This window comes from Methylobacterium sp. E-005, from assembly GCF_022829725.1.
Taxonomy (GTDB): domain Bacteria; phylum Pseudomonadota; class Alphaproteobacteria; order Rhizobiales; family Beijerinckiaceae; genus Methylobacterium.
Genome location: NZ_JAKSYG010000097.1, coordinates 1 through 17,476 on the forward strand (window position 1 = coordinate 1; position 17,476 = coordinate 17,476).

Consider the following 17,476-nt stretch of genomic DNA (forward strand, 5'->3'; position numbering starts at 1 on the left):
GAGATGGTGATGCCGGGCGACAGCGTGACGATGGACGTGGCGCTGATCGTGCCGGTGGCCATGGAGGAGAAGCTGCGCTTCGCCATCCGCGAGGGCGGCCGCACCGTCGGTGCCGGCGTCGTCGCCGCCATCAACGACTGAGCCTGCAAGGCCCGGCGCATGTCGCGCCGGGCCACAGGTATCCCGCCCTGTCTGCGGCGGGTATCGACCCAGATCGATGTGCATCACGCCGGCCTTCGTCTTGACGGAGCGCCGGCGTTGCTTTGTCCTGTCTCTGCCTTGTCTTGGGGGAGACTCGGATGTCGGTGGGTTCCATTCTCCGGGCCGGGTATTTTCTTGTCCTGATCTGTGTGGGCGCGGCGGTCCTGACCGGTGCAGCCCGGGGTGATGCGTTGACCGACGGGCGCTTCCGCGCGGAAGTTGCTGCGCTGATCCAGGGCATTCGGCCGGGGGTGGAGGTCCGTCTGGAGGCGGATCCGGCGCAGCTCAGCGTCGGCACGAAGACGATCGACCTGACAAATCTGTATCAGGGCGTCCACGGCCTCTCCGAAACCGAACGCCGGCGGGAGGTCGAGGAGTTCCTCGCCGTTGCCTTGGCGAGGGCCGCCCCCGCGCCGGACACAGGCAACTTCGCGGCGGTCCGGTCGCGCCTGCGCCCGCAACTCGTGCCGGACGAGATCCTCCAGCAATACACGATGCTCGCGCATCGCCGGTTTTCCGAGACGCTGCACGTGGTCTACGTGCTCGACGAGCCGAATCGCTATCAGTACGTGACCCGCGAGATGCTCGCGGGCTGGCGGGTCGATCCCGCAGAGGTGGAGACGGCGGCCGTCGCGAACCTAGCGGCGACCTCGCGGGACGCGCCGTTCCAGTTGATGCTCGGGGACGGTGCGCCCCTGTTCACCATGGCCGATCCCGGCGACGACTTCGCCATCGCGCGGCTGCTCGTACCGTCCTATCTCGACGAGATCCGGCACGCCCTAAAGTCAGACAGCATCACGCTGGTCGGACCGACCCGCAACCTGCTCCTCGCATGGCCCTCGGACAGCCCGGCCCGGCGCGACTTGGCCGCCGAAGCCACGCGTTCCCTGCGCGAGGGCCCGTACGGCCGCAGTGACGAACTGTTCCGCTACGACGGTCACCAAGTCCGGCCGCTGAACAGGATGGAGCGGGCGGATCACGGCCGCTGATCTGCGGTGGGCGCGCAGTTCGCGGTCGCCGCGCATTGCCGCCGGCCGATCGGCTGCGACGGCGCTGTATCGGATCCGGAGTCTTGGGCCCTTCGCCGGGCGCATCCCGATCCGGCTGGCATCGAGGGCGGCGATTTCCGGCCCTCCGACCCCGCTCCGGCCGCCGAACCCCTTGCAAGCCGGGCCGCGATGAGGCATTGGGCAACGCGCTAGGAGTGTAGCTCAACTGGTCAGAGCGCCGGTCTCCAAAACCGGAGGTTGCGGGTTCGAGTCCCTCCACTCCTGCCAGACATCCTGCCCGATCCCGCGCGGCGGCCCGGTCGACAAGGCCGCGGAGTTGCGTTAGAGCGGGCGCAATCCGAGATCTGAAGCGACCGTCGGTGCGGGCCCATCCGGGTCCTCGGCGCCGTCATTCGTGTTCCCGGAGCGGTCTCTGCCCGGGGCCGAACACGCACAGACACTGGCGCCATGGCATCGAACGAAGCGACCAAGAAGGTGGACCTGGTGCGCGGCGCGGCCCGCGGCCCCGCGAACCCGCCGCCGGCCCGTCCGGTGACCCCGGCCCGGGCGCCGCAGAAGCGCGCCACGCCGGGCGAGTTCTTCGCCCAGGTCCGCGACGAGGCCCGCAAGGTCACGTGGCCATCCCGCCGCGAGACCACCATCACCACCATCATGGTGTTCGTGATGGTGGTGGCCGCGAGCCTGTTCTTCACGGTGGTGGATCAGGCCCTGCGCTTCGTGGTCGGCCTGATCCTGGGCCTCTGAGGCCGGGTACTATTGGACGAGGGAGACCTCGCAGACGTATCGGAGTTGAACGGAACCGTGTCGAAGCGCTGGTACATCGTCCACGCCTACTCGAACTTCGAGAACAAGGTCGCGCAGTCCATCAAGGACCAGGCGGCCCAGCGCGGGCTGACCGAGCTGTTCGACGAGGTGATGGTCCCGATCGAGAAGGTCGTGGAGGTGCGCCGCGGCCGGAAGGTCGATGCCGAGCGCAAGTTCTTCCCCGGCTACGTTCTGGTGAAGTGCGACCTCACCGACGAGGTCTACCACCTCATCAAGAACACCCCGAAGGTCACGGGCTTCCTGGGCGCCGACAAATCGAAGCCGGTGCCGATCCCGGACGCTGAGGCCGAGCGGATCAAGGGTCAGGTTGCCGAGGGCGTCGACCGGCCGAAGCCGTCGGTCTCCTTCGAGATCGGCGAGACCGTCCGGGTCGCCGACGGCCCGTTCGCCAGCTTCAACGGCACCGTCGAGGAAATCGACGAGGCCCGCTCGCGTCTCAAGGTGGCGGTGTCGATCTTCGGCCGGGCCACCCCGGTGGAGCTCGAATACGCCCAGGTCGAGAAGGCCTGAGCCTCCTGATTTCGGCAGCCCCCGGGTTGCCGATTTTTCCGGCCGGCGCTGAGCGGCGGCCGTGAAGCCGCCGCATCCCGCTGGGGATGCGGCACCATCCGCGGGAGATCCGCCCGGCCTCGCCTCCGGGATCGCCGGATCGCACCGCGACCTGCAACCGTCCGACCCGCCGCGCTTCAGGCCGCGTGGGGGCGGATTCTCATTGGGAGCAGTCCCATGGCGAAGAAGATCACGGGCTACGTGAAGCTTCAGGTCCCGGCCGGCGCGGCGAACCCGTCGCCGCCGATCGGCCCCGCGCTCGGTCAGCGCGGCCTCAACATCATGGAATTCTGCAAGGCCTTCAACGCGAAGACCGCGCAGATGGAGAAGGGCACCCCGATCCCGGTGATCATCACCGCGTATCAGGACCGCTCCTTCACCTTCGAGATGAAGCAGCCCCCGGTCACCTTCTTCCTGAAGAAGGCTGTCGGCCTGAAGATCGGCAAGAAGCCGGCCTCCGGCTCGAAGACCCCGGGCAAGGGCCCGACCGTCGGCAAGATCTCCGAGGCGCAGCTGCGCGAGATCGCCGAGAAGAAGATGCCCGACCTCAACTGCGACTCGATCGAGTCGGCCGTTGCCATGATCCGCGGCTCCGCCCGGGCCATGGGCCTCGAAGTGACGGCCTGAGGGAGGACAGCATGGCTAAGGAAGGCAAGCGCATCCGCGCCGCCCGCGAGGGCATCGAGGTCACCAAGCTCTATCCCCTCGACGAGGCGATCAAGCTGGTGAAGGAGCGGGCGACCGCGAAGTTCGACGAGACCGTCGAGGTCTCCATGAACCTCGGCGTCGATCCCCGCCACGCCGACCAGATGGTCCGCGGCGTCTGCAACCTGCCGAACGGTTCCGGCCGGACGGTGCGGGTCGCGGTGTTCGCCCGCGGCGCCAAGGCGGACGACGCCAAGGCGGCGGGTGCCGATATCGTCGGCGCCGAGGATCTCCTGGAGATCGTGCAGAGCGGCAAGATCGAGTTCGATCGCTGCATCGCGACCCCGGACATGATGCCGCTGGTCGGCCGTCTGGGTAAGGTACTGGGCCCGCGCGGCCTGATGCCGAACCCGAAGGTCGGCACCGTCACCATGGACGTGAAGGGCGCCGTCGCCGGCGCCAAGGGCGGCTCGGTGGAGTTCCGCGTCGAGAAGGCCGGCATCGTCCATGCGGGCGTCGGCAAGGTCTCGTTCGACGCCGACAAGCTCGTCGAGAACATCAAGGCCTTCGCGGACGCCGTCGCCAAGGCGAAGCCCGCGGGCGCCAAGGGCACCTACGTTCAGCGCATCGCCGTCACTTCGACGATGGGCCCGGGCGTGAAGGTCGAGCCGAACACGGTTCTGACCGCCTGAGGCAAGACGACTCGTCCACGCTGCGGAGCGCCCGGTCGGAAACGGCCGGGCGTTTTCCGTTCGAGCGTCCCTCACGTCATTCTCAACCACGGAGGGGGGCGCCAACGCGCACGGCTGTGCTAGATAGGCCGCCATGCGATGCACCCTGACGGTCTCCTCCAAGCGACGCATCCTGTGCGTCTTCCCCGCCTACACGCCGTCCTTCGGGACGTTCTCCCACGCCTACCCACTGATGGGCGGGGTGAAGGCGTTCATGCCGCCGCAGGGGCTGCTGCTGATCGCAGCCTACATGCCGGAGGCGTGGGAATGCCGGTTCATCGATGAGAATATCCGCCGCGCAGGCCCGGCCGACTTCGCCTGGGCCGACGCGGTGTTCGTCTCCGGCATGCACATCCAGGAGCCGCAGATCCACGACATCCGCGACCGCGCCCACGCGGCCGGGAAGGTCACGGTGCTGGGCGGCCCCTCGGTCTCGGGCGCGCCGGAGAAGTACGGCGACTTCGACTACCTCCATATCGGCGAGATCGGCGACGCCACCGACCAGCTCGTCGCCCGCCTCGACGCCGACCTGACGCCGCCGCCCGCCCAGTTGGTGCTGGAGACCAAGGACCGGCTCGCGCTCGCCGACTTCCCGGCCCCGGCCTACGAGGCGGCGCCGCTCAAGCGCTACCTGATCGGCTCCCTGCAATTCTCGTCGGGCTGCCCGTATCGCTGCGAGTTCTGCGACATCCCGCAGCTCTACGGCCGCCAGCCGCGGCTGAAGAGCCCCGAGCAGATGTGCGCCGAGCTCGACGCCATCATCAGCCAGCCGGGCCATCCCGCGGTGGTCTATTTCGTCGACGACAATTTCATCGCCAACCGCAAGGCGACCCGCGAGATGCTGCCGCACCTCGTGGCATGGCAGAAGAAGAACGATTACCCGCTCCAGTTCGCCTGCGAGGCGACGCTGAACATGGCCAAGCAGCCCGAGATCCTCGAGCTGATGCGGCAGGCCAACTTCATGACGGTGTTCGTCGGCATCGAGACCCCGGAGGCGGAGGCGCTCAAGGGCATCGACAAGACCCACAACGCCGCCGTGCCGATGTACGAGGCGATCGAGACGCTGAATTCCTACGGGCTGGAGGTGACCTCGGGCATCATCCTGGGGCTCGATTCCGACACGGATAAATCCGAGCAGAACCTGATCGACTTCATCGACCGGTCAGCGATCCCGGTCCTGACCATCAACCTGCTCCAGGCCCTGCCCAAGACCCCGCTCTGGGACCGGCTGGAGCGCGAGGGGCGGCTCCTGCACGATGCGAGCCTCGAATCGAACGTGCTGTTCAAGCGGCCCCACGATTCGGTGGTCAGCAGCTGGCGCCGGGCGATCGCGCATGCCTATGAGCCGGAACAGATCTTCGAGCGGTTCAAGCACCAATGCGCGGTGACCTACCCGAACCGCATCACGACGCCGACCGCCGGCAAGCTCACCTTCACCAACCTGCGCCGGGGCCTGATCCTGGGCTTCAACATCATCACCCGGGTCGGGATTTTTTCGGACTATCGCAAGCCGTTCTGGAGCGCGGCGGGCTACGCGCTGAAGCGCGGGCAGATCGAGGCGGTGTTCAACATGGGCTTCGTGGCCCACCACCTGATCCGCTTCACCCGCGAAGCCCTGCGCGGCGAGCACAACGCCTCGTTCTATGCCGCCAAGGCCGCCGAGGCGAAGGAAGCCCGCGACCGCAGCTGGTGGGAGGCGGCTCGGCGGAAGCTGGTGCCGGAGCGCGAGGCGGCGTAGCCCAGGGCGCGCCGAGTGAGGCAATCGCAGCGGGGCTTCTCATCAAGCCCTTGCCTGCGGCGGAAAAGTCGCGCTTCGGCCCTTGGCAGGCGGCTTGCTAGGCTCTATACACCGCGCCTCACGCATTTGATCCTTACGGAAGGAGAACGGCCGATCGGCCGGTTTCCGCTCGAAATGTCGCCCGGGCAACCGGGTGGCACTGGCCGGACGGATCCCCGGGGCCAAAAGCCCCTCGGAGCCTTGTCCGGCCATGTCCTGTCCGAGACTGCAGGTGCCGGTTCGCCGGCTTAATCCGCCAGCCTGCACAGACGGGGAAGACCGAATTCGAAAATGCCTCGCTGCGGCTCGCGCCGCGGAGGGGCTGTCGGTTTGAACCAACTCGCCCGAGGCGGCCTCCAGGGGCCGCGCGGGGACAGGGCCGCGAAGCGTCGTTCGGACGTTCCCGGTCTTACGGCCGAGATCACGTCCGGGCGGCATGTGCAACCGGCGGACCCGAAACCGGGTTCCGCCAACCGGAGAGAGCCCAGTGGACCGGACAGCAAAAGCTGATCTCGTCTCGACGCTCAACGGCGTGTTCAATCAGAGCGCCGTCGTCGTCGTGGCCCACTACAAGGGCCTCACGGTCGCCGACATGCAGAAGCTGCGTTCGCAGATGAAGCAGGCCGGCGCCACCGTGAAGGTCGCCAAGAACAGCCTCGCCGGCATCGCACTCGATGGCACGGACGTCGCCTCCATCAAGCCGCTCCTGAAGGGCCCGACCCTGCTCGCCTATTCCGGCGATCCGGTCGCAGCCGCCAAGGTCGCGGTCGATTTCGCCAAGGCTAACGACAAGCTCGTGATCCTCGGCGGCGCGATGGGAACGACCGCCCTGAACCCGGACGGCGTGAAGGCTCTGGCCTCGCTTCCGTCCCTCGACGAACTGCGCGCGAAGATCGTGGGCCTCGTGCAGGCGCCCGCGACCAAGATCGCTCAGGTCGTCAACGCGCCGGCTTCCAAGCTCGCCCGCGTGTTCGGGGCCTATGCCAAGAAGGACGAGGCCGCCTGAGGCCCTTCAAAAACCATCCGTTCGAACCGATATTGAGAGGAATTCACCATGGCTGATCTCGCCAAGCTCGTCGACGACCTGTCCTCGCTGACCGTTCTCGAGGCCGCCGACCTGGCCAAGATGCTCGAAGAGAAGTGGGGCGTCTCGGCCGCTGCTGCCGTCGCCGTGGCCGCTGGCCCGGCCGCCGGTGGTGGCGCTGCCGCCGTCGAGGAGCAGACCGAGTTCACGGTCGTCCTCGCCGCCGCCGGCGACAAGAAGATCGAGGTCATCAAGGAGGTCCGCGCGATCACCGGCCTCGGCCTCAAGGAAGCCAAGGACCTCGTCGAGGGCGCGCCGAAGCCGGTCAAGGAAGGCGTTGCCAAGGACGAGGCCGAGAAGCTCAAGGCCCAGCTCGAGAAGGCTGGCGCCAAGGTCGAGCTCAAGTAAGTCGACGATGGGCTGGTTCCGGCCCATCACTCCACGGAGGCTCCTCGCGAGCCTGTCGTGACCGGAGCCCGCGGGTCAGCACCCGCGGGCTTTAGGCCGCTTCGGCGGATGGTCCCGGAAGGGACCGGCAGAAGATTCGGTTCGGTGGCGCGGCTCGGCGGGGCGCGCGTCACGGCCCGGCGCGGGAGGTTCCTTCGGGGACGCTTCCCCGGGCGCGAGGCACGCGGGTAGGAGCGAGGTCACATGGCCAACACGCTGGTCGGTCGCAAGCGCATTCGGAAGTTCTTCGGCAAGATCAAGGAAGTTGCCGAGATGCCGAACCTCATCGAGGTTCAGAAGGCGTCCTACGACCAGTTCCTGATGGTCGACGAGCCCGAAGGCGGGCGCGGCGACGAGGGGCTGCAGAGCGTGTTCAAGTCGGTCTTCCCGATCTCCGACTTCGCCGCCACGGCCCTTCTGGAGTTCGTCCGCTACACCTTCGAGCAGCCGAAATACGACGTGGACGAGTGCCGCCAGCGCGGCATCACCTTCGCGGCCCCGCTGAAGGTCACGCTCCGCCTGATCGTGTTCGATGTCGATCCCGACACCCAGGCCAAGTCGGTCAAGGACATCAAGGAGCAGGACGTCTACATGGGCGACATGCCCCTGATGACGGAGAACGGCACCTTCATCGTCAACGGCACCGAGCGCGTCATCGTCTCGCAGATGCACCGCTCGCCGGGCGTGTTCTTCGACCACGACAAGGGCAAGACCCATTCCTCGGGCAAGCTCCTGTTCGCCGCCCGCATAATCCCGTACCGGGGTTCCTGGCTCGACGTCGAGTTCGACGCCAAGGACATCGTGCACGTCCGCATCGACCGGAAGCGCAAGCTGCCGGCGACGTCGCTGCTCTATGCCCTCGGCCTCGACGGCGAGGAGATCCTGTCGACCTTCTACAACAGGGTCGTCTACGACCGGGACGGTGCCGAGTGGCGCGTGCCGTTCGATGCCGAGCGCATGAAGGGCATGAAGGCGACCGTCGACCTGATCGACGCCGATTCCGGCGAGGTCGTGCTCGAGGCCGGCAAGAAGCTCAACGCCCGCAACGCCCGCCAGATCACCGAGAAGGGCACCAAGTTCCTCAAGGCGACCGACGAGGATCTCGTCGGCCAGTACATCGCCGAGGATCTGGTCAACGCCCAGACCGGTGAGATCTGGGCCGAGGCCGGCGAGGAGATCTCCGAGAAGCTCCTGAAGAGCCTCGAGGATGTCGGCACCACCGAGCTGCCGGTGCTCGACATCGATCACGTCAATGTCGGTCCCTACATCCGCAACACCCTGGCGGTGGACAAGAATTCCGGCCGCGAGGGCGCGCTGTTCGACATCTACCGGGTCATGCGCCCGGGCGAGCCGCCGACCCTCGACACCGCCGAGGCGATGTTCCACTCGCTGTTCTTCGATTCCGAGCGCTACGACCTCTCGGCGGTCGGCCGCGTGAAGATGAACATGCGCCTCGACCTCGACGCCGCCGACACGGTCCGCACCCTCCGCAAGGAGGACATGCTGGCGGTGGTCAAGGCGCTGGTGGAGCTCCGCGACGGCAAGGGCGAGGTCGACGACATCGACCACCTCGGCAACCGCCGCGTCCGCTCGGTGGGCGAGCTCATGGAGAACCAGTACCGCCTGGGCCTCCTGCGCATGGAGCGCGCCATCCGCGAGCGCATGAGCCAGGTCGATATCGACACGGTCATGCCGCAGGACCTGATCAACGCGAAGCCGGCGGCCGCCGCCGTGCGCGAGTTCTTCGGCTCGTCGCAGCTCTCGCAGTTCATGGACCAGACCAACCCGCTGTCCGAGGTGACGCACAAGCGCCGCCTCTCGGCGCTTGGCCCGGGCGGTCTGACCCGCGAGCGCGCCGGCTTCGAGGTGCGCGACGTGCACCCGACCCATTACGGCCGCATCTGCCCGATCGAGACGCCGGAAGGCCCGAACATCGGCCTGATCAACTCGCTCGCCACCTTCGCGCGGGTGAACAAGTACGGCTTCATCGAGACCCCGTTCCGCCGCGTGCGCGACGGCGTGGTCACCGACGAGGTCGCCTACCTCTCGGCCATGGAGGAGGCGAAGTACTACGTCGCCCAGGCCAATGCCCAGATGGACGAGAACAAGAAGCTGACGGAGGACCTCGTGGTCTGCCGTCGGGCCGGCGACGTGATCGTCGTGGGCCCTGAGCGCGTCGATCTCATGGACGTCTCGCCCAAGCAGCTCGTCTCGGTCGCTGCGGCCTTGATCCCGTTCCTCGAGAACGACGACGCCAACCGCGCGCTCATGGGCTCGAACATGCAGCGCCAGGCGGTGCCGCTGGTCCGCGCCGACGCCCCGTTCGTGGGCACCGGCATGGAGGCGGTGGTCGCCCGCGATTCCGGCGCCGCCATCGCGGCCCGCCGGGCCGGCATCATCGATCAGGTGGACGCCACCCGTATCGTCATCCGCGCCACCGAGGAGGCCGACGCCACCAAGCCCGGCGTCGACATCTATCGGCTGCAGAAGTTCCAGCGCTCCAACCAGTCGACCTGCATCACGCAGAAGCCGCTGGTCCGCGTCGGTGAGTTCGTGAAGAAGGGCGAGATCATCGCCGACGGTCCCTCGACCGAGTTCGGCGAGCTAGCGCTCGGCCGGAACGTGCTCGTCGCGTTCATGCCGTGGAACGGCTACAACTTCGAGGACTCGATCCTGCTCTCCGAGCGGATCGTGAAGGATGACGTGTTCACCTCGATCCACATCGAGGAGTTCGAGGTGATGGCCCGCGACACCAAGCTCGGGCCGGAGGAAATCACCCGCGACATCCCGAACGTTTCGGAAGAAGCGCTCAAGAACCTCGACGAGGCCGGCATCGTCTATATCGGCGCCGAGGTGAATGCCGGCGACATCCTGGTCGGCAAGATCACCCCGAAGGGCGAGAGCCCGATGACGCCGGAGGAGAAGCTGCTCCGCGCCATCTTCGGCGAGAAGGCCTCGGACGTGCGCGACACCTCCCTGCGGGTGCCGCCGGGCGTCACCGGGACCATCGTGGAAGTCCGCGTGTTCAACCGCCACGGCGTCGACAAGGACGAGCGCGCCCAGGCGATCGAGCGCGAGGAGATCGAGCGGCTCGCCAAGGACCGCGACGACGAGCAGGCGATCCTCGACCGCAACACCTACGCCCGTCTGGCGGATGTGCTGATCGGTCAGGCGCCGGTGGCCGGCCCGAAGGGCTTCAAGAAGGACACCACGCTCACCCGCGAGCTGATCAACGACTACCCGCGCTCGCAATGGTGGCAGTTCGCCGTCATCGAGGACCGTCTCATGACCGAGATGGAGGCGATGCAGAAGCAGTACGACGAGTCGAAGAAGCGTCTGGAGCAGCGCTTCCTCGACAAGGTCGAGAAGCTGCAGCGCGGCGACGAGCTGCCCCCCGGCGTCATGAAGATGGTCAAGGTCTTCGTGGCGGTGAAGCGCAAGATCCAGCCGGGCGACAAGATGGCCGGCCGTCACGGCAACAAGGGTGTCGTGTCGCGGATCGTGCCGATCGAGGACATGCCGTTCCTGGAGGACGGGACGCATGCCGACATCGTGCTCAACCCGCTGGGCGTGCCCTCGCGCATGAATGTCGGCCAGATCCTGGAGACGCATCTGGGCTGGGCGGCTGCGGGCCTGGGTCGCAAGGTGTCGAAGGCGGTGGATGCCTATCTGAAGACCCAGGACATCGCGCCGCTGCGGGAGGAGATGACGGCGATCTACTCCCCCGGCGAGCTCGACGGCCTGACGGACGAGGAGCTGGCCGAGGCCGGCAACAACGTCCGCCGCGGCGTGCCGATGGCCACCCCGGTGTTCAACGGCGCCAAAGAGGCCGACATCGAGCAGATGCTGGAGATGGCCGGTCTCGACCGCTCGGCGCAGTCAACGCTCTATGACGGGCGGACCGGCGAGCCCTTCGACCGCAAGGTGACGATGGGCTACATCTACATGCTGAAGCTGCACCACCTCGTGGACGACAAGATCCACGCCCGGTCGATCGGCCCGTACTCGCTCGTCACTCAGCAGCCGCTGGGCGGCAAGGCGCAGTTCGGCGGTCAGCGCTTCGGCGAGATGGAGGTCTGGGCGCTGGAGGCCTACGGCGCGGCCTACACGCTGCAGGAGATGCTCACGGTGAAGTCGGACGACGTGGCCGGCCGCACCAAGGTCTACGAGGCGATCGTCCGCGGCGACGACACGTTCGAGGCCGGCATCCCCGAGTCGTTCAACGTGCTCGTCAAGGAGATGCGCTCGCTCGGCCTCAACGTCGAGCTGACGTCCTCCAAGAAGGCCGCCAACGACCAGCTCGAGCCCCCGGCCGACGCGGCCGAGTAAGCCAGCAGAAAACCTCCCGTGGCGGCGTGTTGCCGCCACGGTCGAGCGGGGAGGGGAGGGGCCTTCCGCGGTACGACGACGGTGAGCAGCGCCCGCGCGGGGTGCGGCGCCGGACCTTTTTCAGGACGCGGTGGCCCGGCGCGGGGCTGCCGGCGTCAACAGGGAGCGGATCATGAACCAAGAGGTCATGAACCTTTTCAACCAGCAGGCCACACCGGTCAGCTTCGACCAGATCAAGATCTCGATCTCGTCCCCGGAGAAGATCCTCTCCTGGTCGTACGGCGAGATCAAGAAGCCGGAGACCATCAACTACCGGACCTTCAAGCCCGAGCGCGACGGCCTGTTCTGCGCGCGTATCTTCGGGCCGATCAAGGACTACGAGTGCTTGTGCGGCAAGTACAAGCGCATGAAGTACAAGGGCGTCATCTGCGAGAAGTGCGGCGTCGAGGTCACCCTCGCGCGCGTCCGGCGCGACCGCATGGGCCATATCGAGCTGGCCGCCCCCGTCGCGCATATCTGGTTCCTGAAGTCGCTGCCCAGCCGCATCGGCCTGCTGCTCGACATGGCGCTCAAGGACCTTGAGCGGATCCTGTACTTCGAGTCGTACTGCGTCATCGAGCCGGGCCTCACCCCCCTGAAGGAGCGTCAGCTCCTGACGGAGGAGGAGTACCTGCGCGCCCAGGAGGAGTACGGCGAGGACTCGTTCACCGCCATGATCGGCGCCGAGGCCATCCGGCGCATCCTGCAGGAACTCGACCTCGACAAGATCGCCAACGATCTGCGCGAGGAGATCGCGGTCACCACCTCGGAGCTGAAGCCCAAGAAGCTCCTGAAGCGGCTCAAGATCATCGAGGCCTTCCAGATGTCCGGCAACAAGCCGGAATGGATGATCCTCACCGTCGTGCCGGTGATCCCGCCGGACCTGCGCCCGCTGGTCCCGCTGGATGGTGGCCGCTTCGCGACCTCCGACCTCAACGACCTGTACCGCCGCGTCATCAACCGCAACAACCGCCTGAAGCGGCTGATCGAGCTGCGCGCGCCCGACATCATCATCCGCAACGAGAAGCGGATGCTACAGGAGGCGGTCGACGCGCTGTTCGACAACGGCCGCCGCGGCCGGGTCATCACGGGTGCCAACAAGCGCCCGCTGAAGTCGCTCGCCGACATGCTGAAGGGCAAGCAGGGCCGGTTCCGCCAGAACCTGCTCGGCAAGCGCGTCGATTACTCGGGCCGCTCGGTCATCGTGGTCGGCCCGGAGCTGAAGCTGCACCAGTGCGGCCTGCCCAAGAAGATGGCTTTGGAGCTGTTCAAGCCGTTCATCTACGCGCGCCTCGACGCCAAGGGCTTTTCCGCCACGGTGAAGCAAGCCAAGAAATTGGTCGAAAAGGAAAAGCCGGAGGTCTGGGACATCCTCGATGAGGTGATCCGCGAGCACCCGGTGATGCTGAACCGCGCGCCGACGCTCCACCGCCTCGGCATCCAGGCCTTCGAGCCGAAGCTGATCGAGGGCAAGGCGATCCAGCTCCACCCGCTGGTCTGCGCCGCGTTCAACGCCGACTTCGACGGCGACCAGATGGCCGTCCACGTCCCGCTGTCGCTCGAGGCGCAGCTGGAAGCGCGCGTCCTCATGATGTCGACCAACAACATCCTGCACCCGGCCAACGGTCAGCCGATCATCGTGCCGTCGCAGGATATCGTGCTCGGCCTCTACTACCTGTCGATCGTGGCCGAAGGCGCGCCGGGCGAGTACAAGGCCGACAACGCTAAGAACCCGATGCAGGGCGTCTACGGCGACATGGGCGAGCTGGAGCACGCCTTGGCCGCCAAGGCCGTGTCGCTGCACACCAAGATCAAGTGGCGCTGGACCGGCATCGGCCCGGACAATCAGCCCCTGACCAAGACCTACGAGACCACCCCGGGCCGGGTGATCCTGTCCGGCGCCCTGCCGAAGCACGCCAAGGTGCCCTTCGACGTCGTCAACAAGCTGATGACCAAGAAGGAGATCTCGGCGATGATCGACACCGTCTACCGCCACTGCGGTCAGAAGGAGTCGGTGATCTTCTGTGATCGGATCATGGCGCTCGGCTTCAACCATGCGTTCAAGGCCGGCATCTCGTTCGGCAAGGACGACATGGTCGTGCCGGAGAACAAGTGGTCGATCGTCGACACGACCCGCGCGCTCGTGAAGGATTACGAGCAGCAGTACAACGACGGCCTGATCACCCAGGGCGAGAAGTACAACAAGGTGGTCGATGCCTGGGCCAAGTGCTCGGACAAGCTGGCCGCCGAGATGATGGGCCGGATCTCGGCCGTCCAGAAGGACGAGCACGGGGCCGACAAGCAGGTCAACTCGATCTACATGATGAGCCACTCGGGTGCCCGTGGCTCGCCTGCCCAGATGAAGCAGCTCGCGGCGATGCGCGGCCTTATGGCCAAGCCGTCGGGCGAGATCATCGAGACGCCGATCATCTCGAACTTCAAGGAAGGCCTGGACGTTCTGGAGTACTTCAACTCCACGCACGGTGCCCGTAAGGGCCTAGCCGACACCGCGCTGAAGACCGCCAATTCCGGCTACCTGACCCGCCGCCTCGTCGACGTGGCCCAGGACGCCGTGATCCGCGAGGTCGATTGCGGCACGACCAACGGCATCAAGATGCGCGCCATCGTGGATGCCGGTCAGGTCGTGGCGACGCTCGCCACCCGCATCCTGGGCCGCGCGACGGCCGAGGATCTGGTGGCGGCCGACGGCACGGTGATCGTCAAGACCGGCGAGACCATCGAGGAGCGGCACCTGCCGGCGATCAACGCCGCCGGCATCCAGGAGGTGAAGATCCGCTCGGTGCTGGTCTGCGCGACCAAGAGCGGCGTCTGTGCCACCTGCTACGGGCGCGATCTCGCCCGCGGCACGCCCGTCAACATGGGCGAGGCCGTCGGCGTCATCGCGGCGCAGTCGATCGGCGAGCCGGGCACGCAGCTCACGATGCGCACCTTCCACATCGGTGGTGCGGCTCAGATCGCCGACTCGTCCTTCATCGAGTCGAGCTTCGAGGGCACGATCAAGATCCGCAACCGCGCGATCGCCAAGAACTCCGATGGCGATCTGATCGCCACCGGCCGCAACGTGGCGGTGGTGGTCGTCGGGTCGGACGGGGTCGAGCGGGCGGTCCACCGCCTGCAATACGGCGCCAAGCTCCGGGTCGACGAGGGTGACAAGATCAAGCGCGGGCAGCGGATCGCCGAGTGGGATCCCTACACCCGCCCGATCCTCACCGAGGTCGACGGCATCGTGGCCTATGAGGATCTGGTCGACGGCCAGTCCATGACCGAGACCACCGACGAGTCGACCGGCATCGCCAAGCGCGTCGTCGTCGACTGGCGCGGTTCGGCCCGGACCTCGGACCTGAAGCCCGCGATGGTTGTGGTCGACCGGGACGGCAAGGCGCTCAAGCTGCCCCGCGGCTCGGACGCCCGCTACTTCCTGCCGGTCGACGCCATCATCGGCTTCGATCCGGGGGCGAAGGTCAATGCCGGCGACATCCTGGCCCGCGTCTCGACCGATTCGGCCAAGACCCGCGACATCACCGGCGGTCTGCCGCGGGTGGCCGAGCTGTTCGAGGCAAGGCGCCCGAAGGACGCCGCGATCATCGCCGAGAAGTCGGGGACCATCGCGTTCGGCCGCGACTACAAGAACAAGCGTCGGCTCACGCTGACGCCGCATGACGGCTCGGAGGCGGTCGAGTACCTGATCCCGAAGGGCAAGCACATCCACCTGCAGGATGGGGACGTGGTCGAACTCGGCGATTACATCGTCGACGGAAACCCGGCGCCGCACGACATCCTGGCGATCAAGGGCGTGGAGGAACTCGCGGCCTACCTCGTCAACGAGATCCAGGAGGTCTACCGGCTGCAGGGCGTGTCGATCAACGACAAGCACATCGAGGTGATCGTCCGGCAGATGCTGCAGAAGGTCGAAGTGACCGACGGCGGCGACTCGGACATCCTCTCGGGTGACCAGATCGATCGCACGGAGCTGACCGACTTCAACGAGAAGCTGCTCGCCGAGGGCAAGAAGCCGATCCAGGGCGTTCCGGTCCTGCTCGGCATCACCAAGGCGTCGCTGCAGACGAAGTCGTTCATCTCGGCGGCCTCGTTCCAGGAGACCACCCGCGTCCTCACCGAGGCGGCGGTCAACGGCAAGGTCGACACCCTGGAAGGCCTGAAGGAGAACGTGATCGTCGGCTCGCTCATCCCGGCCGGCACGGGTTCGATGGTGGCGGATATCCGCTCCATCGCCCGCCGCCGCGACGCGATGATCCTGCAGCAGAAGCAGGCCGAGAGCGGCGCGATCCCGGTCGAGGAGCTTCCGCCCGCCGCCGAGTGAGGCAGCTGGCAGGACTGAGATGCGAGAGGGCGGCCTTCGGGCCGCCCTTTTCTATGGCGGCATGGCTTGTTCGACCCTGCCGTCGTTGGGAGCGAAGCAATTCAGGGCGGCGCCACGCTACCGGATGTCCCGCTGCCCGGGGTCACTTCGCTCCGCTCGCGGAGACGGAGCCGCCCGTGTCGACGGCAGCGTTCAACCTGGGACCGTATCGAGACACGCGCAGCCCTCCGCCCTTAACCACGGCTCAACCATACCGGGCGATAAATCTGAGGCGGCCGCAGAAACACCCTGGAAACGGGGAGGATCGGGCCGGGTCGGGTGCGTGAGTACGGGTCAGGCGTCGTGGGCACGAGACGAGGACGACGGGAATCGGGTCTGCGCTGGCTCTCGGCCGCGATGACCCCTTGGATGGTTGGCCTCGGCCTGCTGGTGTCGTTCACCGCCGATGCCGGCACGGAGAACGCCATCGGATCGAGCCGTCTTGGTCTGATCGATGCCGACACCGTCCCGCCGCTTCCGCCCGGCACGCTCCTGATCGGATCCGCCCTGCGCCGCCTTAGCGACGAGCTGCCCCGGACGGTGTTCAAGACCGGCGCGCATGTCTTCCCCCTCGTGGAGCGGGCGGGCAAGGGCAATCCCGCCCGGCCGCCGGCCGAGAGCTTCGCCCGTCGAGCCGTGAACCTCCGCGAGACCGGCGCCGCCCTGATGTTCGGTGACGTCACCGGCAGCGTCACCGGTGTGCTCACGCAAGGATCGGCGGTCTGGGATCCGGAATCCGAGCCGGAAGCCACCTTCCTGCCTGTTCCCGATCTCGGCCTGACCACCGGCTCCGGCAGCGCGGCTTCCACCGGCACGGGGACGGCCGACCTGACCGAGGACGGCGATCCCGCGCGCTTCGACGGCTCCACCCCGCCGGTGCCCCGCGCCGTGGCCCTGTCGTCCACCACCCCGGCGCCGGCCGACGCGATCCCGATCGAGGTTGCCGCGGCAAGCCTCGCGCTGCCGGATTTCGCGATCCGCACCGAGCGCCCCGACAGCGCCCAGCCGGTCCCGGAGGATGCGCGGCGGCGCTACGCCGACCTGATCGACCCCGAATCCCTCGACAAGGAGCAGCGCTGCCTGTCGGAGGCGGTCTATTTCGAGGCCCGCAGCGAGCCCGAGGCGGGGCAGGCCGCCGTCGCCCAGGTGGTGCTGAACCGCGTGAAGAGCGGCCTCTATCCGGCGAGCGTCTGCGGCGTCGTCTACCAGAACCGCCACCACTACATGGGCTGCCAGTTCTCCTTTGCCTGCGAAGGCAAGTCGCTGCGCATCACCGATGCCGGCGCCTGGGAATCCGCCACCCGCATCGCCCGTTCGGTGATCGAGGGCCGGACCTATCTCGCAGAGGTCGGCGCGGCGACGCACTACCACGCCGACTACGTGCGGCCGGGCTGGGCGCGGCGCTTGCGCAAGATGGACGTGATCGGCCGCCACATCTTCTACCAGCTCAAGGCCGGCCAGACCTGACGGAGTCCGATCCGGATTTGACAAGAGATCCTGATGAAGATCGGAGCAATT

At 67.1% G+C, this 17,476-nt stretch carries 11 protein-coding genes, 1 tRNA gene and 1 pseudogene; all 13 read left to right on the forward strand.

What is annotated here, in order from left to right:
- Positions 1-141 (forward strand): annotated as a pseudogene (gene tuf / locus MKK88_RS11200) (elongation factor Tu); the annotation flags it as partial.
- A gap of 158 nt (positions 142-299) precedes the next feature.
- Entirely contained in the window at positions 300-1,190 is an 891-nt protein-coding gene (locus tag MKK88_RS11205) for a hypothetical protein (RefSeq protein WP_243999647.1), read from the forward strand.
- Between the two features lie 211 nt (positions 1,191-1,401).
- Positions 1,402-1,478 (forward strand) — tRNA-Trp (locus tag MKK88_RS11210).
- A gap of 180 nt (positions 1,479-1,658) precedes the next feature.
- Positions 1,659-1,955, forward strand: coding sequence for a preprotein translocase subunit SecE (gene secE, locus MKK88_RS11215; RefSeq protein WP_243999649.1), 297 nt, complete (start codon positions 1,659-1,661; stop codon positions 1,953-1,955).
- A 57-nt stretch (positions 1,956-2,012) separates the two neighbouring features.
- Positions 2,013-2,546 (forward strand): transcription termination/antitermination protein NusG, encoded by a 534-nt coding sequence (gene nusG, locus MKK88_RS11220; RefSeq protein ID WP_091721608.1) that lies wholly within the window; start codon positions 2,013-2,015, stop codon positions 2,544-2,546.
- 216 nt (positions 2,547-2,762) lie between these two features.
- Positions 2,763-3,212 carry a 50S ribosomal protein L11 gene (gene rplK, locus MKK88_RS11225; protein ID WP_043385646.1) on the forward strand — a complete coding sequence of 150 codons (450 nt, stop codon included), beginning with the start codon at positions 2,763-2,765 and terminating at the stop codon, positions 3,210-3,212.
- 11 nt (positions 3,213-3,223) lie between these two features.
- Positions 3,224-3,922, forward strand: a complete 699-nt coding sequence (gene rplA, locus MKK88_RS11230) for a 50S ribosomal protein L1 (protein WP_043348287.1) — start codon at positions 3,224-3,226, stop codon at positions 3,920-3,922.
- Between the two features lie 133 nt (positions 3,923-4,055).
- Positions 4,056-5,699: a B12-binding domain-containing radical SAM protein gene (locus MKK88_RS11235; RefSeq protein WP_243999652.1), complete on the forward strand. Its 1,644-nt coding sequence runs from the start codon at positions 4,056-4,058 to the stop codon at positions 5,697-5,699.
- A 526-nt stretch (positions 5,700-6,225) separates the two neighbouring features.
- Positions 6,226-6,744, forward strand: coding sequence for a 50S ribosomal protein L10 (rplJ, locus tag MKK88_RS11240; protein ID WP_243999654.1), 519 nt, complete (start codon positions 6,226-6,228; stop codon positions 6,742-6,744).
- A gap of 48 nt (positions 6,745-6,792) precedes the next feature.
- Positions 6,793-7,170: a 50S ribosomal protein L7/L12 gene (gene rplL, locus MKK88_RS11245; RefSeq protein WP_210030145.1), complete on the forward strand. Its 378-nt coding sequence runs from the start codon at positions 6,793-6,795 to the stop codon at positions 7,168-7,170.
- Positions 7,171-7,413: 243 nt separating this feature from the next.
- Entirely contained in the window at positions 7,414-11,538 is a 4,125-nt protein-coding gene (gene rpoB, locus MKK88_RS11250; protein WP_243999656.1) for a DNA-directed RNA polymerase subunit beta, read from the forward strand.
- A 172-nt stretch (positions 11,539-11,710) separates the two neighbouring features.
- The gene (gene rpoC / locus MKK88_RS11255; protein ID WP_243999658.1) at positions 11,711-15,919 is read left to right on the forward strand and encodes a DNA-directed RNA polymerase subunit beta'; all 4,209 of its coding nucleotides are present in this window, start codon (positions 11,711-11,713) and stop codon (positions 15,917-15,919) included.
- 408 nt (positions 15,920-16,327) lie between these two features.
- Positions 16,328-17,425: a cell wall hydrolase gene (locus tag MKK88_RS11260; protein ID WP_243999660.1), complete on the forward strand. Its 1,098-nt coding sequence runs from the start codon at positions 16,328-16,330 to the stop codon at positions 17,423-17,425.
- Positions 17,426-17,476 lie beyond the last annotated feature (51 nt).